The following is a 21769-nucleotide window of genomic DNA, read 5'->3' on the forward strand; positions in this document are numbered from 1 at the left end:
AAGGGCGAGCCCTTTGCTATTTTTTTGCGCTTTTTAATTAAATGTCAGGTTAGTATTCCATACTGATCTTGGGTTTATTTCAGCATACTTGGCTAACACTGCCCCAAGATCAGCAGCAGCATCCAACCAAAAAAACAGGGAAAAGCAGATTTCACGGAGCATGATGAGCTCATACTAGGAGGGATCCGGTATTTTTTCCTTCCTTTTTACCCCAGGCATGCTTACAATATAGGTTGTAACATCTGTCTTGACACATGACAATGAAGAATGAACGGGGGATTTTACATGAGAGAATTTTTGAAGAGAAAAGGGGTCAGCCTGTCTGCAAGGGTTTACTTTATAGATGCATTGAGCAGCATGGCATTAGGCTTGTTTTCTTCACTGATTATAGGACTGATCATCAAGACAGTGGGAGAACAGCTGCCGGCAGGATATGGCGGGAGTTTCTTCATAGAGATGGGGACACTCGCGATGGGGCTCATGGGGCCGGCAATCGGCGTTGCTGTAGCTTATGGCCTAAATGCACCGCCCCTGGTACTGTTCGCTGCGATTGCAAGCGGGGCAGCAGGGGCCGCGCTGGGCGGACCTGCAGGAAGCTTTGCCGCTGCCTTGATATCTGTGGAGATTGGGAAGCTTGTCAGCAAGGAGACGAAAATTGATATTATTGTTACGCCTTTTGTTACCATACTGGCTGGGTATGGAACAGCAGCGCTGATCGGACCAGGAATAAGCTTCCTGTTAAAGGGTCTTGGAAGCATGATCATGTGGGGGACGGAGCAAAGGCCGATATTGATGGGAATCATTGTAGCAGTGCTGATGGGCCTCGCCCTTACAGCGCCTATCTCTAGTGCAGCCATTGCGCTGATGCTTGATCTGCACGGGCTTGCAGCAGGGGCGGCAACAATCGGATGTGCAGCCCAAATGGTCGGTTTTGCAGTCAGCAGCTACAGGGAAAATAAGGTAGGCGGCCTCATTGCCCAGGGGCTTGGAACTTCAATGCTGCAGGTGCCCAATATCATAAGGAACCCGATGATCCTTCTTCCCCCGACCATTGCGGGTGCAGTTCTTGCACCGCTCGGTACCACTTTATTTGTACTCGAGAACAATGCGGCAGGTGCGGGAATGGGGACGGCAGGCCTTGTCGGGCAGATCATGACAGTGACCGCAATGGGATTCAGCTCCGCTGTCCTCCTGAAAATAGTCATGTTGCATTTTGTTGGACCAGCCGCAATAAGCTTGTTATTATCTGAGTATATGAGAAAAAAAGGCTGGATCAAACATGATGATATGCTGATCCAGACAGGAGGAGCAAGAAATGAAAAAGCTTGAATCAATGGAACAATTTGAGCAAATGAAAAATGAGGGGCAGCATATTTTTATGTTTTCAGCAGACTGGTGTCCTGACTGCCGCATCATCGAACCAATCCTTCCAGAGGTAGAAGAGAAGTTCAGCGATTATACCTTTGTATATGTAGACCGGGATGAATATATTGATTTATGCGGGCAGCTTGATATCTTCGGCATCCCGAGCTTCATTGCCTTCAGGGATGGAGAGGAAACAGGCCGCTTTGTCAGCAAGGATAGGAAAACACAGGAAGAAATCGAGAATTTCATCGCCGGTCTCAGCCGCTGATATCTTTCGCCCTCCGTCTTCTTTGAGATGGAGGGCTTTCTATTGTACAATGGAAACTGCAGAAATTTCCCGTTAAGGAGGGAAAAGGATGAAAATGGACAGCAGGAAAATGAAGAATGAATTAACCAAGAGGCTGGATGCTGAGAATCGGTCTTTCTTATTTGATAAACAAAAAGATACCCTTCGGATCGAAAATAAAGAAACAGGCAAAGGGATCACCATTTCACTGCCTGGCATCATTGCTAAATGGCAGGAGCAGAAGGACAAGGCGATTGAAGAGGTGGCCTATTATGTGGAAGAAGGCCTCAGGGCTATGTCGGGAGAATCCGGGCTTGAAGGCCATGAAAAAAATATCTTCCCTGTCATCAGGTCAACGTCTTTTCCGCAGGAATCTGAAGAAGGAATTCAGTTTCTGTTTGACGAACATACAGCAGAAACAAGGATCTATTATGCCCTTGACCAGGGCAAAACCTACAGGCTCATTGATTCAGCGCTCATGGAAAAAGAGGGCTGGACAGCTGAAAGGATCAGGGAGATTGCCTTGTTTAATGTCAGGTCCCTGTCAACAGGGGTTAAAAAGGACGAAGTGGCCGGCAATATCTTTTATTTTCTGAATGCAAATGACGGCTATGATGCGAGCCGCATTCTCAATGAAGCTTTTCTGAAGACGATGGAGCAGCAGATAACCGGTGAAATGGCACTTGCCGTTCCCCATCAGGACGTCCTGATCATAGCGGATGTGCGGAATAATACGGGCTATGATGTCCTCGCCCAAATGAATATGAGCTTCTTTGCAAGCGGCAGGGTGCCGATTACGGCATTATCATTTCTTTATGAAAACGGGGAGCTTGAACCGATTTTCATTCTCGGCAAAAATAAGAAAAAGTGACTGGGGAAGGATCACAGAATGTGGTCCTTTTTTTATATCTGATTAACAGGGAGAAGCCTGCAGGTTACACTGCCTGTAATAGTTGTAAACCCGATGTTAAACTGGTTATGCCAAAAGTATAAGCATGAGGGGGCAAACTGTGGCAATTTTACCCATAAAGCCTATAAAAAGGCTCATTCTCTCTTTTTAACTCGAATTTTTATGAATAGCTGATAAAATAAAAGGGTAGGAAGAATAAGCTGCTCTTTTTCTGCAGCTTAAGGGTTATTCTGCCTTTGTGCCAGAAAATTGAGCATCTAAATACACCGACAGCTTTGCCTAAACAGCCTTTAAGAAAGAGTGATTGATATTGAGTTGGATAAAAAAACTATTCCGTGTGTTTAATAATGAAGACGAGTATAAAGAAATGGAAGAAGATCAGCCGTACATAGAACCGGCAAAACCGAAAAAAGACAGAGATGGCCGTGAGATAGAGGCCAGGATCCTCTACCAGTATCCTAAGGGTCAGTTCAGATTTCCGCTTATCCCTGATGAAGGCTCCCCGGGAAAGGAAAGGAGATCCGGAGAAAAGCCGGAAAGTCCTGGACAAGATCCGCAGAGAAGGCAAAGGGAGCGACCGGCGGCAGGAAACCGGAATCATGAGCGGAGAAAGGCAGGCCCGCTGAATGATAATCCTAACCAAGGAAAAAGAAATAAACGTCAGCCGGAGCAGCAGGAACCTTATTCGGAGCCATCCAAAAAAAGCAAAAGCGATGCGCCGATAGACAACCGCCACCGTCGCCCCTTCAGGCCAACGGAAATTCCTTCCCCGATATTCGGGTTCGAACGCCCAAAGAAAAAGGAAGAATCGGTAGTCTATGAGATGAATAGCTTCGGTCAGGAGAAAAACGCGCCATTTTTCGATGATATTGATTTCCTGAAGAAAACGGTCCTTGATGGCAGCCGGGAAGAAGAAAGCAAAATTGTGGATAATACGGTGGAGCCAGTGCCTGAAGAACAGCCGGAAGGCATCTTTGACCTGAAGGGAACCATCAGCCCTGATTTACGGGTAGGATACGAAGAAGCATCTGCGGTGCCAGGCAGGGCGGAAGAGAGCCCTGATATGATAATCGATAAGGACATATATATGGGCGGTCTTTCCAATCCAGCTGCTGAGAAAGCTTTTTCTGCAGAAGTGCAGGAAGATGAACATATCGTGACAACGAAAGCAGGGCAGGAGAATGTGATGCCTGAAAGCGGGGATTCTTACGCAGTTGTGACAGCAGACAGGATTGAAGCTGACAGCAGCTTCGAAACCCCGCCGCTGGCTGGCGTTGACACAGGGATTGCCAGCAGTAACACCGAGGTTATGGACAGCAGCACTCCAGCGGCCGGATATAATACTGCCCCGTCTTCCAATTTGGATTTTGAGGCGGATGAAGCGCCGGATGAAAATGCCGGTGGACTGCCGGCGGTTAACAGAAGGGATACAACCCTGCTCGAAGACGCTGAGCTAAATAGAACGGAATCTGAAGAATTTCACATGGATATCCCATATAACCCGGCCGGAACAGAGCCGGCTCCGCTTAATTTGGCAGCAGTGCCGGAATCTGCGGACGATCCTGAGGAATCTCTGGATGAGGCTGAAATTGATGAGGGAACAGAAAATCTTAAAGAGCTGTCAGCAGAAGGGGCAGAACTACCCCAGGACCATGATGAAAAAAATGCTGAGCTTCAAGCAGGATCTGTGAAAGGTGAACATGAAACTGGCCTGCATGAAGCAGCATCAGCCCTGCTGCTGGATGAGGCGGTACCGGAAACTGAAGAGGGAAGCGCCGGGGAAACCAGGGGGGACGTACCCGCCCGGGCTGAAGAAGAGCCGAAGCCAAAGCCAAGATCGCCCCTGCCATTCAATGTGATTATGCTGAAGCAGGACAGAAGGATTGCAGAGCAGAAGAAAAAAGAACAAACTGCCGGTGTGAAGCAAATGCCTGTGACCCGGGAAAATACAGAAGAAGCAGCGCCGGTCTCAGGTGAAGCAATCGGGAATGAAGCACCTGCAAATACAAATGCACAGGGTTGCCAGGAGGACAATGTCCGAGCTTCTGATTATAAATATGCTCCACAGCCTAATGAAACTGCGATAGCGGCAGAACCTGCCCTTATAGAACACACAGGAGAGCCGAAATACAAGGCATATGAATTCCCGGCAAAAAGTCTGCTTGCCCCCCCAGTCATCCCTGAGAACAATGAGGAGTGGCTGCTGGAGCAGGAGGAATTCCTTAATCTGACACTGAAGAATTTCAATGTCAGGGCAAAGGTTGTTAATGTGACCCAGGGGCCTTCGGTTACCCGATTCGAGGTTCAGCCTGAGCCCGGCGTGAAAGTAAATAAAATCACGAACCTGACTGATGATATCAAGCTCAGCCTGGCTGCCAGGGATATCAGGATGGAAGCGCCGATCCCGGGCAAGCATACAATCGGAATTGAGGTTCCGAACCAGAAGAGCAGACCGGTATTGATCAGTGAAATCATCAATACTCCTGTGTTCAGGGACGGCGAATCGCCTTTGACGGCAGTCCTTGGGCTGGACATCTCGGGAAGCCCGATCGTCACTGATCTGCGAAAGATGCCCCATGGACTGATTGCCGGTGCAACAGGATCCGGAAAAAGCGTATGCATTAACTCAATTCTTGTCAGCCTTCTTTATAAGGCATCGCCGGATGAGCTGAAGCTGCTGCTGATCGATCCGAAAATGGTCGAGCTTGCTCCATACAACCAGATACCCCATCTTGTCAGCCCGGTCATTACAGATGTGAAGGCCGCCACTGCATCTCTGAAATGGGCGGTGGAAGAGATGGAGCGCCGATATGAGCTGTTTGCCCATGCGGGTGTCAGGGATATTAACCGTTTCAATCAGCTGGCTGAACAGCATAAGCGCTATTCTGACAAGCTTCCGTTCATTGTTATCGTCATTGATGAGCTTGCTGACCTGATGATGATGTCCCCGGCAGATGTTGAGGAAGCAATCTGCCGGATTGCCCAAAAGGCGAGGGCATGCGGCATTCATTTGATTATCGCCACACAAAGGCCGTCTGTTGATGTCATTACCGGCCTGATTAAAGCCAATGTTCCGACAAGGGTGGCGTTTTCAGTATCCTCCCAGGTGGATTCACGAACCATCATTGACATCAGCGGTGCTGAAAAGCTCCTGGGCAGGGGAGATATGCTCTTCCTGGAAAATGGCTCATCCAAGCCGGTCAGACTTCAGGGAACTTATGTGTCCGATGCAGAGATTGATGAAGTCGTAGCCCATGCAAGGAGCCAGCGCAAGCCGGATTATTTATTTGAACAGGAGGAGCTCCTGAAAAAAGCACAGGCAACCGAGGAGGAAGATGAGCTTTTCTATGAGGCGTGCGAGTACGTTGTCGATCAGGGCAGCGCATCGACCTCAAGTGTCCAGAGGCGCTTTAAGATCGGCTATAACCGTGCTGCAAGGCTGATTGGCATGATGGAGGACTGCGGCTATATTTCTGAGGCAAAAGGAAGCAAGCCGCGTGATGTGCTGATCACGGAAACAGACCTTGAAGCCATGCAAGACACTAGTACAATGCTATAATACGTGGTATTCTTTACATGCATGTAAAGAATACTAAAAATAACGGTAGTTATAACTGATTTGGTATGAGGAGCTTTAGGATGAAAGAAATTGAGCTAAAGATTCAAGGAAAGATCAAGCGGCTTACAAATAAGACATTTAAATTTGATGAAAGAGTGAAAGACGGCTGGTTTTCAGCTGTCTATTTCTTAAAGACACGGGAGATTGTCAGGAAATATCACAAAGACAATATCGTGACAATGCAATTTTTCCAGAAAAGCCATGCTGTCCTTTGCGGCACCGATGAAGTGATTGCACTGATCCATACTTTTGCCGAAAATCTGGAGGAGCTGGATATCTTTTCTTTAAAAGACGGAGATAAAATCAGCCCATTCGAAACGGTCATGACGATTACCGGTCCCTATCAGAGCTTCGGCTATCTTGAGGGGATCATTGACGGCATCCTGGCGAGGAGGACTTCTGTTGCCACTAATGTGTATAACACGGTCAAGGCGGCAGGAACGTCAGGCAGGCAAAAGCAGGTCATTTTCATGGGTGACCGGGATGACCATTATATCACCCAGGCCGGAGACGGCTATGCCGCCCATATAGGCGGAGCGACTGCCCAGGCTACCCATGCCATGAACGAATGGTGGGGCAAGCAGGGGATGGGGACAATGCCGCATGCCCTTATCCAGATGTTTGACGGGGATCTGGTGGCAGCAACCAAAGCATATCAGGAGACATACCCTGAGGATGCCCTGATTGCGCTTGTTGATTATAATAATGATGCCATAACAGATTCCCTGAAGGTTGCGAGAGAATTCGGCGATGAGCTGAAGGGTGTCCGTGTTGATACCTCCAGGACGATGATCGACCAATACTTCCTGAGGAATCAGCATCTTCTTGGAACCTTTGATCCGAGGGGAGTTAATGCAGAGCTGATTTTTGCATTGCGGAAAGCACTGGATGACGAAGGATTCAATCATGTTAAAATTGTTGTCAGCGGCGGCTTTAATGAAACAAGGATTCAGGATTTTGAAGAAAACGGTGTGCCTGTCGATACATACGGCATCGGCAACAGCCTGCTGAAAATCAATATCGGCTTTACAGGAGACAATGTGCTGATCAATGGCAAGCATGCGGCAAAAGCAGGCAGGCGCTACAGGCCGAATCCGCGGCTGGAAAAAGTAGAGCTTTAATTCATTTTCGGCCCTGTGGAATGGGAGGAGGAGCCGGATATGGAGAATTCAATAGAAGACTTGGAAGCCTACCGCAAACAGAAACAGGCAAAAGGCGAAGAGAATGCTTTGGCCCTTTACAGGAAAGCACAGAGGGATTCTGCAGTGAATGCCAACATCAGGGAAAAGGTCCGTGCCCGCCATATTTTCCGGGAAACAGCGGGCCTCCCGGGCGGAATCCCTTTCAGCAGGGAACAGGAAGATGTGTTTGAGGACTGGTTTTTATTCGATTATATAAGCATCAGAGGCTCCACGATGTTTAACCTTTTCCTCCGCCGGAATTCCGGCCAATTGGCAGAGGCGGATCTCATTCAGGGAGCCCTTTTCCTCAGCTCTGTCCTCCAGCCTGTGAAAATTGAAAGGGCAGAAGGAGAAAAGTTTGCTGCCTTTGACATCCTGACAGGGGAAAAGCTTCAGCTGAAGGCTGCAGACAGCATCAGCCTTGAGGAGAGGCGCTCCTATTGGATCAGGTGCATACCGGTTTTCACCGGGAACTTTTGTTTTGGTCCGGCTTTTCCAATGAACAATGCAGACGCCGTTGTTGAGCAGTACAAAGAATTGATGGCTTCTGGGGAAGGCATGACCTGGAGGTCATTTTTAAAAAAGTCTGCTCTTGCTTTACTGTTCAGGGATGGGGCTGTTTGAGCCCTTCCCTGCAGATATAACTGCTAATTTTATCCATATGATGCGGGCTTAAGCCCATGCTAACCGCTTCTTGCGGCTGGCTGGGCCAAGTGCTACATAGTGTTTGTGCTTGAAAGATGATATAATACTTTAATCTGCTTATGCAGGAAACGTTTGTCCGTAATGAAGATATGAGCACAATATAGTCAGATATCATATACTGTGTTACAGATAGACGACAGTTGGAGGTTCTTTATATGACTATTTACCATTTTGTAGGTATAAAAGGGTCTGGAATGAGCGCCTTGGCTCAAGTCCTTCATGATATGAATTATCATGTTCAGGGATCTGATGTAGAAAAGCGTTTTTTTACACAGATTTCGCTTGAACAGTCAGGAATAAAGATCCTTCCTTTCCAAAAGGAAAACATACAGCCTGGAATGACCGTTATAGCAGGCAATGCGTACCCGGATACGCATGAAGAAATCCAGGAAGCCATGAAGCTTGGCCTTCCGATCGTCCGCTACCACCGCTTCCTTGGGGACTTTATGAAGAAGTTTACCAGTGTAGCTGTTACTGGGGCGCATGGAAAGACCTCCACTACAGGGCTGCTTGCCCATGTAATGAAGGGAGCAAAACCGACTTCTTTCCTTATTGGGGACGGAACGGGCAGAGGGGATGCCGATGCTGAATATTTCGTTTTTGAAGCCTGCGAATATAGAAGGCATTTTCTTTCATATTTCCCTGATTATGCAATCATGACGAATATAGATTTTGACCACCCTGATTATTTCGCCAATATTGATGATGTGTTCTCTGCTTTCCAGGAGATGTCATGGCAGGTGAATAAGGGTATTTTTGCATGCGGCGATGATGAGCAGCTGCAAAAGATCCAGGCAAAGGTTCCTGTCCTGTTCTACGGCTTTGGCGAGGAGAATGACTTCCAGGCGCGCAATGTCGTCAAAAGCACGGAAGGAACAACCTTTGATGTTTTTGTGCGCAACACTTTTTATGATACTTTCTCAATCCCTCAGTTCGGCGACCATAATGTACTGAATTCATTGGCCGTTATCGCACTTTGCCATTATGAGGAAATTGGTTCGGAAATCGTCAAAGATCTCCTGCAGTCATTTGAGGGAGTGAAAAGAAGATTTTCGGAGAAGAAAGTGGCTGGCCAGGTTATCATTGATGACTACGCCCATCACCCCACGGAGATACGGGCGACGGTCGAGGCAGCCAGGCAGAAATATCCGGAAAAAGAAATAGTGGCTGTATTCCAGCCACATACCTTTACCAGGACACAGACATTCCTGGATGACTTTGCCGAAAGCCTTAATAAAGCTGATAAAGTTTATCTTTGCGATATTTTTGGCTCAGCAAGGGAAAACCATGGAAAGCTGACCATCACAGATCTTCAGGACAGGATCCCAAGCTCAGAGATCATAAAAGAAGAAGATACAAGTGCGCTGAAGCAGCACGAAAACAGTGTCATCCTCTTTATGGGAGCGGGAGACATCCAGAAATTCCAGGAAGCATACGAGGGCACTTTATAAGTTCCGTGCAGGAGCGCTGGGCAGGCTGTCTCCCGGCGCTCTCCGGATCCGTCCGGCTGGCTACATAGAAAAAGGATGCAGATTATGCTGCATCCTTTTTGTTTACTCTATTTAAGGTTCTCGGGATTCAGTGCTTCGAGTTCCGGGATTACGAATCTTCCGTCCTTGCGGATCAGAACATCGTCAAAGTAGATTTCCCCTCCGCCATAGTCCGGGCGCTGGATGTTGACCATATCCCAGTGAATATTGGATGAATTGCCGTTATAGGCTTCATCATAGCATTGCCCTGGCGTAAAGTGGAAGCTTCCATCGATTTTCTCATCAAACAGAATGTCCTGCATCGGATGGAGGATATAAGGGTTCACGCCGATGGCAAATTCACCGATATAGCGGGCGCCTTCATCTGTATCAAAGATCTTGTTGATCCTGTCTGTATCATTTGCTGTCGCCTCAACAATTTTTCCATCCTTAAAGGTGAGTTTGACATTTTCAAAAGTAAATCCGTGATAAGGCGATGGGGTATTATATGTAATAACGCCGTTAACAGAATCCTTCACAGGAGCCGTATAGACTTCGCCGTCAGGGATATTCATCTGTCCAGAGCATTTAATGGCCGGAATATCCTTAATAGAGAAAGTCAAGTCTGTCCCAGGGCCGGTCAGCCTTACTTTGTCTGTTTTGTCCATAAGCCCTACAAGGCTGTCCATCGCTTTGTCCATCTTGCCGTAATCCAGATTGCAGACATCAAAATAGAAATCCTCGAACGCTTCTGTGCTCATTTTCGCAAGCTGGGCCATTGAAGAGTTAGGATATCTCAGTACAACCCATTTTGTTTTTGGCACGCGGATTTCCCTGTGGACTTTCTTGCCGATCGTACTGCCGTGGATTTTCATTTTGTCATCCGGCACATCGGCATGTTCATTGATGTTATCTCCGGATCTCAGGCCAATATAAGCATCCATCTTGCCCATAACGTTCGCTTCAAAGTCAGCCATCATATTGAACTGCTCATCCTGAGCCCCAAGCAAAAGCGCCCTGTCAACCTGCTGGTCTTTCAGAAGCACAAATGGATAGCCTCCCGCTGCATATGCTTCTGCAACAAGTGCAGTAACAAGCTCACGCTGGAGACCGAAGTTCTCGATCAGGACTTTCTCGCCTTTTTGAAGGCGCACTGAATAATTAATCAAATTTTTTGCCAATGTTTGAATCCGGGGATCTTTCATCCTGATTCCTCCTTCATTTCTTCGTACAGCTATTATTGTACCCGAAAAAGTTTTTTTCTGCTTAAATGATTCCGCTGGAGGCTATGTGCCTGATGGGACTTGCATAAGCTCCTTGCTGATGGATATAATGTTTTTCGTACATAATCTCTCTTACAATTAAGCTCTGTTAGTGTTCTGTACTTATTTTGGGCTCATCGATGTGTAACTCTGGTTCATACGTCTTTCAGCGGCTGGATAAACATCTGGCTGAATGAGCCAAAGAATCAGAATCAATGTTATACACAGCCTGAAAATTAAAAAGCAATATGCTGCAAAAAGCAGGAGATTAAAGCCGCATAATGGAATTACTTACAAGAACGGCCCTGGTTTAGGGTGCTTATCCCCGGGTAATAGAATAAATATATAACAATCATGGAGGTGCTTCTTTTGGAAATTATTCTATATTTGAGCGTGGCTTTAATAGCGGTAGCCTTTTTAGTGCTCGTCATTTTCCTGTCCCGAACATTGAAATCCCTGGCCACTACCTTGGATAGTGTGTCTACTACCTTAGATGGACTTGAACAGCAGCTGGACGGTGTAACCCGTGAGACCACTGTTCTGCTTCATAAGACGAATGCCCTTGCAAGCGACATTCAGCAGAAGTCGGAAAGCCTTAACGGAGTTGTCAATGCGGTGAGGGATGTCGGAGATTCTGTAAGAAAGTTCAACGGCACGATTCAGTCCATTTCTTCTTCGGTCAATACGCAGGTTGAACAAAACAAGGATAAAATATCCCAGGTGGTGCAATGGAGCAATGTATTCCTTGAGCTGAAAGATAAGTGGAAGATTCGCAAGCAGCAGTCTTCTCCGCTCCAAAACCATATTGAGGATATACCGCCCGCAGAGAGAGCAGTAGAAAGAGCGGCTGTGAGAGCCCGGGAAAGAGAAAGAGCAAAATATTAAAGGAAGTGTAGGAGGATCCCACATGGCTTACAATGAAAGAATGAATACGCAGGCAAATGAAACAAGGCAGGAAGACAATATTAACTCCAAGGATTTTCTCATTGGTGCCCTGGTCGGCGGGATGGTGGGTGCTGCGGCAGCATTGTTCCTTGCCCCTAAGACAGGGAAAGAGCTGAGGACAGATCTAAATGAGCAGGCTGCAGTGCTGAAGGAAAAAACCGGCCATATTAAAGATACGGCTATGACAAAAGGTTCTGAGCTGGCTTCTGCAGCCAAAGAAAAGACGAGCACTCTCACCCAGAGCGTATCCAAGCAGTCTTCTGGCCTGGTTGAAAAGGTGAAGGGCATGTCAGGAAAGTCCGGCAGCCAATCTGAAGATTCCAGCGAAGAAGAGGAGGCGTTCACCGAAACAGTGCCTTCCGGCTCGGCTGCAATGCTTTCAGAAGAGGATGGGGAAAGCATACAGCAGAAGCTGGAAGAAACGAAGAACGCTTTTGATGAAACAGAAATGAAATACCGATAATTAGGAAATCAGGCGGTGGAGTGTTAAAATGACTCTGCCGCATTCTTTATTTCAGGAGGAAATAGGATGAAACAAATACATTCAATTGAAGAATTTAATAGCATATTAGAAGAAAAGAGCCCGGTCTTTCTGCTGAAGCACAGCACCACCTGCCCTGTCAGCCAGGCGGCGTACGAAGAGTATGAAAGCTTCACATCTGCAAACAGCAGTGTTCCTGCTTATTTTCTGACGGTACAGGGTGCCCGTCCGGTTTCCAATCATGTGGCTGAGGAGTATCATATCAAGCATGAATCTCCCCAGGCGATCCTTTTCTCAAACAAAGACGTTGTATGGCATGCATCCCATTGGAAAATAACAGAGGATTCACTGGCAAAGGCAGTAAGTGAAAACAGCTGAACACAAAAAGGCCGTCCCGGTAAAGGGACGGTCTTTCTGATTTATTTAACCTTAATGTGTTCAGGCCAGTGGATATGGAGGGTATCCCCCGCGTTTACCGGTTCATGGAAGGAGCATTTCCTTCCATTTCTAATCAATTCAAAGCTGCCGGCTGCATGAGCGGGCGGCTTTACTTCAACATATGTGAAAAGATCCTGGAAAATGAATGGTTCTTCAGGCAGTTGCCTGATCAGGATGGAATCCCCGCTTCTGATGATACTTTCAGCATCAAGTTTTATATCTCCCCGCCAAATCTCGACTGCCTCCCTTTTTAGGGTAATGCGCTCTCCATTAAAGAAGACTGGCAATGTCCGTTCCAGTGAGAGCTGTTTCTTTTCAGCCAATTCATCCACTGTTGTCTGATTCCTTCCAGCGGCCTCGATTACGTCCCTGTCCTCACAGCTGCTTCCGGGCTTTGCATCAATCCCGTTTCGGGTAAGCCTTCCGGAAAGGGAAGGGATGTAAGTTTCTTTTCCGTTAATTCTCAGATGGAATGGCTTTATGCTTTTTAATAAGTCTTCCAGGCTCAGAGCCTTTAATACCGATTCAATGCTGTCAGCACTTCTGCATTCAATTTTGTCGCGGTCCTCCACAGAATCATCCGGAGACGCTGCCATACCGTTCTTGGAAATGATTGCTTGGACGGTATAGTCCTTCCCGTTAACTTTCACGTGTTTATCCGGAATGGTATCGACCAGGTCCTTAATTTTAAGAAAAGATGCTCTTCCATCAGCGCCCCTGGCAACTGTCAGCATATCTCCATCCCTGACCCCGTCATCCAGAGAACAGGCAGAGCCATTTTGCAGCAGAACAGGCGGATGGCCGTGCTCTCCGGGTATCGTGATGCTGAGGCCATTAAGGGAAATGATTTTGGCCATGCCTGGCTTTCCATACAGCTTGCTCATTTTAATCCCGGCAGCAAGGAGGCAGTCGCCCACTGTCAATTTTTTCACTTCAAAAAGGCGGACAGGCAGGTCATTTACATAAACTGTCCTGTATTGGACAGGAGACTGTAAGGCCGCTATCGCTATCCCAACCGGTGTAACAAGATCAGGACCTTTCAATATATGATCGGCGAAGGCCAGGGAAGCGACTGCATCGATTCCCCTGATAGCAACCCGGTTCTCAGGGAGATGCAGGCGGGCTGCCACCATTTGCGGCAGGCGCGGCGTAAGGCTCCCGCCCCCTACAAGCATAACGGCCTTGGGAGATTTGTGATTATTGAGCTGCAGAATTTCGTTGCAAATCGAATCTGCAAGCTTTTCGATTGCCGGTTCAATTTGTGAAATAATCTCTTCACTTGCCCAGTCTGTTTCAAAGCCGAGAATATCTGTCGTTTTGATCGTACTGTGATCAAGAAGCCTCCGTTTTGCTTCTTCAGCCAAAGGGAAGTCGAGAAGAAGCTGATCGCTGAGCGATTCAGTAATCTCATCCCCTGCTACAGGGACCATACCATAAGCAATGACAGTTCCGGTATCTGTCAGGGCAATATCCGAAGTACCCGCTCCGATGTCAACAAGCGCAACGTTCAGCCTCCTCATGGAAGGCGGAATGAGGACATTTATGGCGGCAATAGGCTCGAGTGTAAGAGCCTGCATTTCAAGGCCGGCACGGTGGAGGGCAGAAATCAGCGACTCAACGACCACTCTGGGAAGGAATGTTGCAATGATATCGACTGAAGCTTCTTCTCCCTGCTGGTCAATGAGATTGCCAATTTCTTCACCATCGAGCCTGTAATGCAGCACAGAGTATCCGACACAATAATAATAGTGGCTTTTATCCGACTTCTGCTCTTCCGCTACTTCTGCCTGTGCCTGCTGTACCGCGCTCAGTTCAAGATGGAGGATATCTTCCTTCTGGATTATTGGCTTGCCGGTGATATTGACGGATGCCTGGGCTCTTTTAGTTTTGAGGGCCCTTCCGGCAGCTGCGACGCAGACCTTTTTTAAGGGGCCATGGGCGGCTTCAAGGTCTTCCTTAATCTCAGCGATGATTTTGGATACAGAGATGACGTCATGGATCTGTCCATCAAGCATAGCGCGTTCTTTATGTTCTTTCGTGTGGATATCTATTACTTTGAACTGCCCGTCCTGCTCTTCCAGGATGATTCCGACCACTGAACGGGTACCGATATCAAGGGCAAATATTTTATTTTTAAGCAAAGGATGCACCTTCTTTTACAGGATAGAGGAAACTTAAGCCTATCTGCATAGGTAAATTTCTTTAATGCTTAAAAGCGTTTAATTAATAAAGAAAAAATACGTGACATTGGCAGTTAATTCATATATAATAATCCCTAATTATAAAAAATGTATCATATTTTAACAGGCCGATAAAGAAGAACCGTTGCGGATACTAATTTTAAGGCGCAATACTTCGGTTCAGCCAAAGAGAAGGGACGGGACATGATGAGCAATAAAGAATTAGATCAGCTGCGCGAACGAGTAGAGGAAATCAATCTTCAGCTTTTATCACTGATCAGCGAGAGGGCAAGCCTTGTTCAGGAAATCGGAAGGGTTAAGGAAACTCAGGGTGTTAACCGCTATGACCCTGTCCGTGAAAGAAAAATGCTGGATTCCATTAAAGAACATAACGAAGGGCCATTTGAAAACTCAACGATCGAGCATCTTTTCAAGGAAATCTTTAAGGCAGGGCTTGAACTGCAGAAAGATGACCACCGCAAAGCGCTCCTTGTTTCCCGGAAGAAAAAGCCTGAAAATACCATTGTCGATTTAAGAGGCGAAAAAATCGGCGACGGCAACCCGCATTTTGTCTTTGGACCATGTGCTGTCGAGTCCTATGAACAAGTGGCTACAGTTGCGGCAGCCGTAAAAGCTAAAGGCATGAAGCTTCTCCGCGGCGGTGCCTATAAGCCTAGAACCTCTCCTTATGATTTCCAGGGGCTGGGACTTGAAGGCCTGAAAATCCTGAAAAGGGTCGCAGATGAGTATGACCTGGCCGTCATCAGTGAAATAGTCAATCCAGCTGATATTGAAACGGCTACAGATTATCTGGATGTCATCCAGATCGGTGCAAGGAATATGCAGAACTTCGAGCTCCTGAAAGCAGCGGGTGCAGCCAATAAACCGGTATTGCTTAAGAGGGGCCTTGCGGCTACCATTGAAGAATTCATCAATGCTGCTGAATATATCATGGCTCAGGGCAATGGGCAGATCATCCTTTGCGAGAGGGGCATCCGCACATATGAACGTGCAACAAGGAATACCCTTGATATTTCTGCGGTGCCGATCCTGAAGCAGGAAACGCATCTTCCTGTTATGGTCGATGTCACCCACTCAACCGGAAGAAGGGATCTGCTTCTTCCAACTGCTAAAGCAGCGCTTGCAATCGGCGCAGACGGCGTCATGGCCGAAGTCCACCCTGATCCTGCGGTGGCTCTCTCAGATTCAGCACAGCAGATGGACCTGAATCAGTTTGACGATTTCATGGCACAGCTCAAGGCTTCATCCTTTGTAAAAGTATAAGGCAGAGGCTATTGGGATATTCCTTAGCCGGCTATATAAAAAGGGCTCTTCTGATTTTTTTCAGGGGAGCCTTTTTATATGACAGGAAGATCATTTGCACAAAATAAAGAGGATTTGGCATTTGGGGAGTGATGTCTTTGAATAAATCCCCGCTTTTTTGTAAAATAAAAGGGCTTTACATTGCGGCAAACGCCTGTCTGTCGTATGATTAAAGACATAATTAGACAAGTTTAGTTATTCACAAGCAGGAAAATTGCGTTACTGTTTGGAATATCAGGACAACATAAGTAATGAACTTAAAAATGCATGGTCAAATTATATTATATTTTTCTTTTTATTAGGCTGTGTTAGTGTGCCTTTATAATTTTGGGCTCATTCGTGTAAAACTTTGTTTCACACGCATTTCAGCACATCTAAAATGAGCCCAAAATCAATAACAATTTTAACAAAGCTTTTATTAATAAAGCTGACTGGCAAAGAATACCGAGACAGTGTGATAAAAGAGGAATGTTCAAGTGAAAAGGAGTGTTTTAAATGAATGTAACAATCTATGATGTTGCCCGTGAAGCAAATGTTTCAATGGCAACGGTTTCCCGGGTAGTGAACGGAAATCCAAATGTAAAACCTGCGACAAGGAAAAAGGTGCTTGAGGTCATCGAGAGGCTCGGATACCGCCCTAATGCTGTCGCCAGGGGACTTGCAAGCAAGAAAACGACCACTGTGGGTGTCATCATCCCGGATATTTCGAGCACCTTCTTTGCGGAGCTGGCAAGGGGCATCGAGGATATTGCAACGATGTACAAGTACAATATTATCCTGAGCAATTCTGACCAGAATAAAGATAAAGAGCTTCACCTGCTGAATACAATGCTCGGCAAGCAAGTGGATGGAATCGTGTTCATGGGCGGAAATATTACGCCTGAACATGTGGAGGAATTCGAAAAATCCCCAGTGCCGATCGTTTTGGCCGGTTCCATTGAGGAATCAGAGAAGATTCCTTCTGTAAATATCAATTACGAGCAGGCAGCTTATGATGTGGTACAGACTTTCATTGAAAAGGGCCATAAGCAGATCGGGATCGCCATCGGACCGCTGCATGAACCGATCAATGAAGCGAAAAAGCTTGCCGGCTACAAAAGGGCTCTCAGTGAAGCGGGCATTGAATATAAGGAAGAGCTTGTTGCAGAAGGAGATTATACGTATGATTCCGGAATCGAAGCTTTTGAAAAGCTGATGGAAGCATCTGCAAAGCCGACAGCCATCTTTGCCGGTTCTGATGAAATGGCGCTGGGCGTCGTCCATGGTGCAGAGGACAAAGGCTTTTCTGTTCCTAACGACGTTGAAGTCATCAGCTCAGACAACACGCGCCTTGCATTGATGGTAAGGCCTCAGCTGACGAGCGTCGTCCAGCCGCTTTATGATATCGGGGCGGTTGCCATGCGACTTTTGACCAAATATATGAACAAAGAGAAAGTAACAGAAAACATTGTCGTCCTGCCTCACCGGATTGAATATCGGGATTCAACAAAATAATAATAGCGCCGATATAAAGAGAGAGCGGGCAGAATTAGGGCAGGGCCCGAAAATTCTGCTTACAGGCGTTATTGGATTATTAGCTGACCAGGGAGAGGAATTATGAGAAAGCTCGATACTCTTACACCGATTGGCTTGTTTATCGGTTTTGCAATGCTGGTTTTTGGAATTATGACAAACGGGGGATTCAGCGGCTTTCTGTCATTTGTGGATCCCGCCTCGATGCTGATTGTCCTTGGCGGACTGATTTCCGGCCTGCTGGTCAGTTTTCCATTGAGGGACATTAAGCATTCCTTTACAGTGGTCCGCCAATCTTTTTCGAAAGATGAAAAGGATTTGGGCAAGATCATTGATGTATTTGTTAAGCTATCGGACAAGGCCCGCCGGGAAGGGCTGCTGTCTCTTGAACCCGAGATTGAACAGATGGAAGATCCTTTTGTCAGGAAGGGTGTCCTGCTGGCGGTCGACGGACTGGAGCCGGATGTAATCAATGATATTATGAATGCCGAGATTGCGGCGATGGAGGAAAGGCATCGGAAGGGCAGGAGCATCCTGGATAAAGCTGGGGAATATGCACCTGCCTGGGGGATGATCGGGACTCTTATCGGACTTGTGCTGATGCTGAAGAATCTGAATGATCCTGCAAGCCTGGGTCCGAATATGGCAATCGCCCTTCTCACCACCTTATATGGTTCGCTTTTGGCCAATCTTGTTTTCCTGCCGATGTCAGCCAAGCTTCTCCTGAAAACAGAGAAGGAAGTGTTTCTGAAGCAAATCATCATTGAAGGTGTCCTGGGGGTGCAGGCAGGGCAGAATCCGAGGCTGCTGGAAGAAAAGCTGGGCGCTTTCCTTTCTGCTCAGGAAAGAAAAGAGAAGTATGAGGCTCAAGCATCAGCGGAGGCCTTAGAATATGGCGATTAATAGACGCCCGAGAACAGAGCCGAAGGGTGCGCCGAAGTGGATGGTGACATTCTCCGATCTTGTCACACTGATTCTGGTATTCTTCATTTTGTTATTCTCAATGTCACAGATTGATATCGTCAAATTCAAGGCGGTTTCTGAATCGTTTCAGGACAAGCAGTTCATGGATTTTTATCCATCGCTCATCCCATTTGAAAATCCATCTGAAAATGACGAGAATGTCGTGAATCAGGGGCCGGAATCGGACAGGCAGGAAGAGGAGAGGCTGGAGAACCTTCTGCAGGAAGTGGAAGGCTATCTTGAAAAGAACGGCCTTGAGGATGTTATTGTTGCCAACCGGACAGAGCGCGGGGTGGTGCTGGTCCTTCAGGAGCAGGTGCTGTTTGAGTCGGGTGAAGCGGAAATTGTAGACAAGGACAGCGGCTTTCTTGATAAGGTGGGGTCTTTGCTTGCTGATATGCCGAACCTGGTCAAGGTAGAGGGGCACACGGACAACAGGCCGATCGCCACCTACCGATACCCGTCAAATTGGGAGCTGTCTGCCGCACGGGCAAGCAGCGTCATCCGCTATCTGGCAGGCACAGGCCTTGACAGCAAACGGTTTATTGCTGTTGGCTACGGAGACACCCGGCCGCTTGTACCGAATGATTCGGAGGAAAACCTTGAAAGAAACCGGCGGGTTGAAGTTATCATTTCAGATCCCCGCTATGAGGAAAATACAGATTGAGAGAAATAGGGAAAAGGCTGTATCTCATTAAAATGTATTGAGATACAGCCTTTTTCTGTTTCCATTTGTTATTTTTTATCCAAAAAGTTCTTTCCAAACTCCGAGAGCAGCCAGGGCCAGGGCAAGGATTCTAAATTGAATTCAAATTTGCCGTCATCTTTCCCGCCTATAGGCGTAAGCTGCTGGTGAAGGACTGTATTCCCTTCCTGGGCAGCAAGGCTGGCATTCCTTCCAAAGCAATTTGCTATCACTTCATTGCCGCTGATAATCCGGATTTCATAGAAAAGTACATCAGATAGATTTGTATACATGACCGCCAGCTTCTCAGATTCCAGCTTGTGCGGGAACATCACCGCATTATTCTTCCCGATAAGGACGGGAAGCTTCGCCGGTTTTGAATAGGACGACCAGTTCCATACTTCCACAGTCACTTCCTGCTCGCTTTGCCCTGTGTTGGCCAGATTGATAACCGCAGCCACTGTTCCTGGCTCTTTGCGCAGGACACCTGTGGAGAGAGTCCTCATTTTCCCCAAATTGCATTTCTCCTTTCATAGAAAGCATCGCAGCATATTGTATGCAAACTGAAAGGATAAGCTTGGACAAAGGGCATGGCTGGCAGGATTTTTGCCGGAAAAACTAGAGAGATTCAGAATGTGTCTTATTGCGGATAGGATACAGAGCCTTGGCTGCTGTATTGGCATTTTTCTCGGTTATTTCAGGTTTGCGGGGGATGGGCGGATACAGATTGTCCGGATCATCCCACTCTTGGGGCAGCTCTACTGGAGCCTGGTCTTTCCATTTCTGGATCCATCCATCAGGCAATCTCCCATAGCAATTGGTATTTCCCGTCATTTCCATCCAGATCAGGGCCCAGGCCCTTGGCACAACCCGCCAGATATCATAGCCGCCTCCGCCGACGGCAATCCATCTTCCATCACAATATTGATGGGCGATTTCATGCGCCAGCTTAGGAATTTCGCGATAAATTTTCATTGTCGCAGATAAATGTGTAAGCGGATCCAAATAATGAGAGTCCGCGCCATTTTGAGTTACAATGACATCGGGGCGGAAAAAGTCGGCGATCTCTCTTACTGAATCCCGGTAAGCATGAAGCCACGATTCATCTTCCGTAAAGGCGTCCACCGGGATATTGAAAGAATAGCCATAGCCTTTCCCCTGCCCCCTTTCATTGACATTGCCGGTCCCGGGAAAAAGATAGCGGCCGGTTTCATGGATAGACAGGGTGCACACATCAGGATCATCATAGAACGCCCATTGAACCCCGTCACCGTGATGAGCATCAGTGTCGATGTATAGGACGCGTGCTTTATATTTTTCCTGCAGATATTTTATGGCAACAGAGCTGTCATTGTAAATGCAGAAACCCGAAGCTTTGCCGCGGAATCCGTGATGAAGGCCTCCGCCGAGATGGAGTGCATGCTGCGCTTTACCCTCCATAACATAATCTGCCGCAGTCAGGCTTCCCCCGACCAGCAGGGAGCTGGCTTCATGCATATCATCAAAAATCGGGGTATCCTCTGTACCGATTCCATAGCTTTCGGCCATTTCTGCCGGAAGCTTGCCCTGGCCAGCCAGCTTCACTGCCTGTACATAATTGGGATCATGGATAAGGCATATTTCCTCATCGGAAGCAGGCCTGGGCGGAATGATGCTGCCGGCATCAATGGCCCCGGCCTGCTCAAGAAGATCAAGTGTAAGTTTTAATCTCAGCTGGTTAAAAGGATGCTGGGGATTGAACTTATAGTTCAGCAGCTCCTCCGAAAATATAAAAATGCTATCGCGGGTCATGGCAGCATCCCCTGCGCATTTGGCCACAGCACATGATGCCCGGCCTTTTTAATGTCTGATATCAAGGTTTGCGGATTCATGGTCCTGACCCGGAGCACAATGATTTTATATTGTTCATCCTGTTTGTCAGGATAGACGAGGACACTTTGGATGTTGACCTTGCGATCTTTGAAAACCTCAGTCAGGTCCGACAGAACGCCGGCCCTGTTTGGAACCCTCACTTCAATCTGTGAACCGGGCTGGTTGGCGCCTGTCAGCTCTACCAGGGTATAGAGCAGGTCTGTTTCCGTTACAATTCCGACCAGTGTCCCTTCCTTCACGATAGGGACGCAGCCAATATTATGTTCATATAGCACTGCTGCAATTTCCTCCGCAAAATCAAGCGGATGGCCTGTGATGATATCTGTTTTCATGATTGCCTTCAGCGGCTTGCCAAGCTCACTCCTGTCCGCATCCAGCTGGAAAATGGAAGGAGCTGCATCACGGATATCCCTGTCAGAAATGATGCCGACTAACCGCCGCTCCGAATCTATGATCGGAAGATGGCGGATTTTCCTGTCATTCATAAGCCGGAGGGCTTCTGCAATAGAATGTTCAGGAGAGAGTGCGGCTACATCGACTTTCATTATGTCTTCTACAATCATGGGCTTCTCC

Annotated in this window: 19 protein-coding genes; 14 read left to right on the forward strand and 5 right to left on the reverse strand. The window is 47.4% G+C overall.

Going from position 1 to position 21769, the window contains the following annotated elements; translation table 11 throughout:
- Positions 1-285: 285 nt before the first annotated feature.
- The 7 genes from LCM00_RS04540 to murC all read left to right on the forward strand — a co-directional run bounded on the left by LCM00_RS04540 (position 286) and on the right by murC (position 9517).
- Complete coding sequence (locus LCM00_RS04540) at positions 286-1329, forward strand: PTS transporter subunit IIC (RefSeq protein WP_224898337.1); 1044 nt, start codon at positions 286-288, stop codon at positions 1327-1329.
- Positions 1316-1633: a thioredoxin family protein gene (locus LCM00_RS04545; RefSeq protein ID WP_224898338.1), complete on the forward strand. Its 318-nt coding sequence runs from the start codon at positions 1316-1318 to the stop codon at positions 1631-1633. The genes LCM00_RS04540 and LCM00_RS04545 overlap by 14 nt, the downstream gene beginning before the upstream one ends.
- An 88-nt stretch (positions 1634-1721) precedes the next feature.
- On the forward strand, positions 1722-2522 hold the full coding sequence (locus tag LCM00_RS04550; protein WP_224898340.1) for a DUF1444 domain-containing protein: 801 nt from the start codon (positions 1722-1724) through the stop codon (positions 2520-2522).
- 349 nt (positions 2523-2871) lie between these two features.
- Entirely contained in the window at positions 2872-6120 is a 3249-nt protein-coding gene (locus tag LCM00_RS04555; RefSeq protein ID WP_404802139.1) for a DNA translocase FtsK, read from the forward strand.
- A gap of 80 nt (positions 6121-6200) precedes the next feature.
- Positions 6201-7301, forward strand: a complete 1101-nt coding sequence (locus LCM00_RS04560; protein WP_224898345.1) for a nicotinate phosphoribosyltransferase — start codon at positions 6201-6203, stop codon at positions 7299-7301.
- Positions 7302-7340: 39 nt separating this feature from the next.
- Entirely contained in the window at positions 7341-7985 is a 645-nt protein-coding gene (locus LCM00_RS04565) for a hypothetical protein (RefSeq protein ID WP_224898347.1), read from the forward strand.
- Between the two features lie 236 nt (positions 7986-8221).
- Positions 8222-9517, forward strand: a complete 1296-nt coding sequence (gene murC, locus LCM00_RS04570) for a UDP-N-acetylmuramate--L-alanine ligase (RefSeq protein WP_224898349.1) — start codon at positions 8222-8224, stop codon at positions 9515-9517.
- A 107-nt stretch (positions 9518-9624) separates the two neighbouring features.
- On the opposite strand, the gene LCM00_RS04575 is transcribed toward murC, so the two are convergent.
- Complete coding sequence (locus LCM00_RS04575; RefSeq protein WP_224898351.1) at positions 9625-10740, reverse strand: aminopeptidase; 1116 nt, start codon at positions 10738-10740, stop codon at positions 9625-9627.
- A 426-nt stretch (positions 10741-11166) separates the two neighbouring features.
- On the opposite strand from LCM00_RS04575, the gene LCM00_RS04580 reads away from it, so the two are divergent.
- From LCM00_RS04580 to ytxJ, 3 genes are all read left to right on the forward strand, one after another.
- Positions 11167-11682, forward strand: a complete 516-nt coding sequence (locus LCM00_RS04580) for a DUF948 domain-containing protein (protein ID WP_022544286.1) — start codon at positions 11167-11169, stop codon at positions 11680-11682.
- Between the two features lie 22 nt (positions 11683-11704).
- A complete protein-coding gene (locus LCM00_RS04585; RefSeq protein WP_224898353.1) occupies positions 11705-12205 on the forward strand; it encodes a YtxH domain-containing protein in 501 nt (166 codons plus the stop codon).
- A gap of 66 nt (positions 12206-12271) precedes the next feature.
- Positions 12272-12601, forward strand: a complete 330-nt coding sequence (gene ytxJ, locus LCM00_RS04590) for a bacillithiol system redox-active protein YtxJ (RefSeq protein ID WP_224898355.1) — start codon at positions 12272-12274, stop codon at positions 12599-12601.
- Between the two features lie 41 nt (positions 12602-12642).
- Here ytxJ and pilM read toward each other — a convergent pair whose 3' ends face one another.
- Entirely contained in the window at positions 12643-14802 is a 2160-nt protein-coding gene (gene pilM, locus LCM00_RS04595; protein ID WP_224898358.1) for a cell division protein FtsA, read from the reverse strand.
- Between the two features lie 246 nt (positions 14803-15048).
- Between pilM and LCM00_RS04600 the strand changes: the two genes are divergently transcribed.
- The 4 genes from LCM00_RS04600 (at position 15049) to motS (ending at position 19306) form a co-directional block, all read left to right on the forward strand.
- Positions 15049-16125: a bifunctional 3-deoxy-7-phosphoheptulonate synthase/chorismate mutase gene (locus tag LCM00_RS04600; protein ID WP_224899296.1), complete on the forward strand. Its 1077-nt coding sequence runs from the start codon at positions 15049-15051 to the stop codon at positions 16123-16125.
- 534 nt (positions 16126-16659) lie between these two features.
- Positions 16660-17658: a catabolite control protein A gene (gene ccpA / locus LCM00_RS04605; protein ID WP_224898360.1), complete on the forward strand. Its 999-nt coding sequence runs from the start codon at positions 16660-16662 to the stop codon at positions 17656-17658.
- 102 nt (positions 17659-17760) lie between these two features.
- Positions 17761-18579 (forward strand): flagellar motor protein MotP, encoded by an 819-nt coding sequence (gene motP, locus LCM00_RS04610; RefSeq protein ID WP_224898362.1) that lies wholly within the window; start codon positions 17761-17763, stop codon positions 18577-18579.
- Entirely contained in the window at positions 18569-19306 is a 738-nt protein-coding gene (gene motS / locus LCM00_RS04615) for a flagellar motor protein MotS (protein ID WP_224898364.1), read from the forward strand. Before motP ends, motS begins: the two co-directional genes overlap by 11 nt.
- Positions 19307-19374: 68 nt before the next feature.
- On the opposite strand, the gene LCM00_RS04620 is transcribed toward motS, so the two are convergent.
- The 3 genes from LCM00_RS04620 to LCM00_RS04630 all read right to left on the reverse strand — a co-directional run bounded on the left by LCM00_RS04620 (position 19375) and on the right by LCM00_RS04630 (position 21759).
- Entirely contained in the window at positions 19375-19830 is a 456-nt protein-coding gene (locus LCM00_RS04620) for a hypothetical protein (RefSeq protein ID WP_404802144.1), read from the reverse strand.
- 112 nt (positions 19831-19942) lie between these two features.
- Positions 19943-21115, reverse strand: coding sequence for an acetoin utilization protein AcuC (locus LCM00_RS04625; protein WP_224898367.1), 1173 nt, complete (start codon positions 21113-21115; stop codon positions 19943-19945).
- Positions 21112-21759 (reverse strand): acetoin utilization AcuB family protein, encoded by a 648-nt coding sequence (locus LCM00_RS04630; RefSeq protein WP_224898369.1) that lies wholly within the window; start codon positions 21757-21759, stop codon positions 21112-21114. Before LCM00_RS04630 ends, LCM00_RS04625 begins: the two co-directional genes overlap by 4 nt.
- Positions 21760-21769 lie beyond the last annotated feature (10 nt).

This window comes from Bacillus infantis, from assembly GCF_020171945.1.
Lineage (GTDB): Bacteria > Bacillota > Bacilli > Bacillales > Cytobacillaceae > Bacillus_AB > Bacillus_AB infantis_A.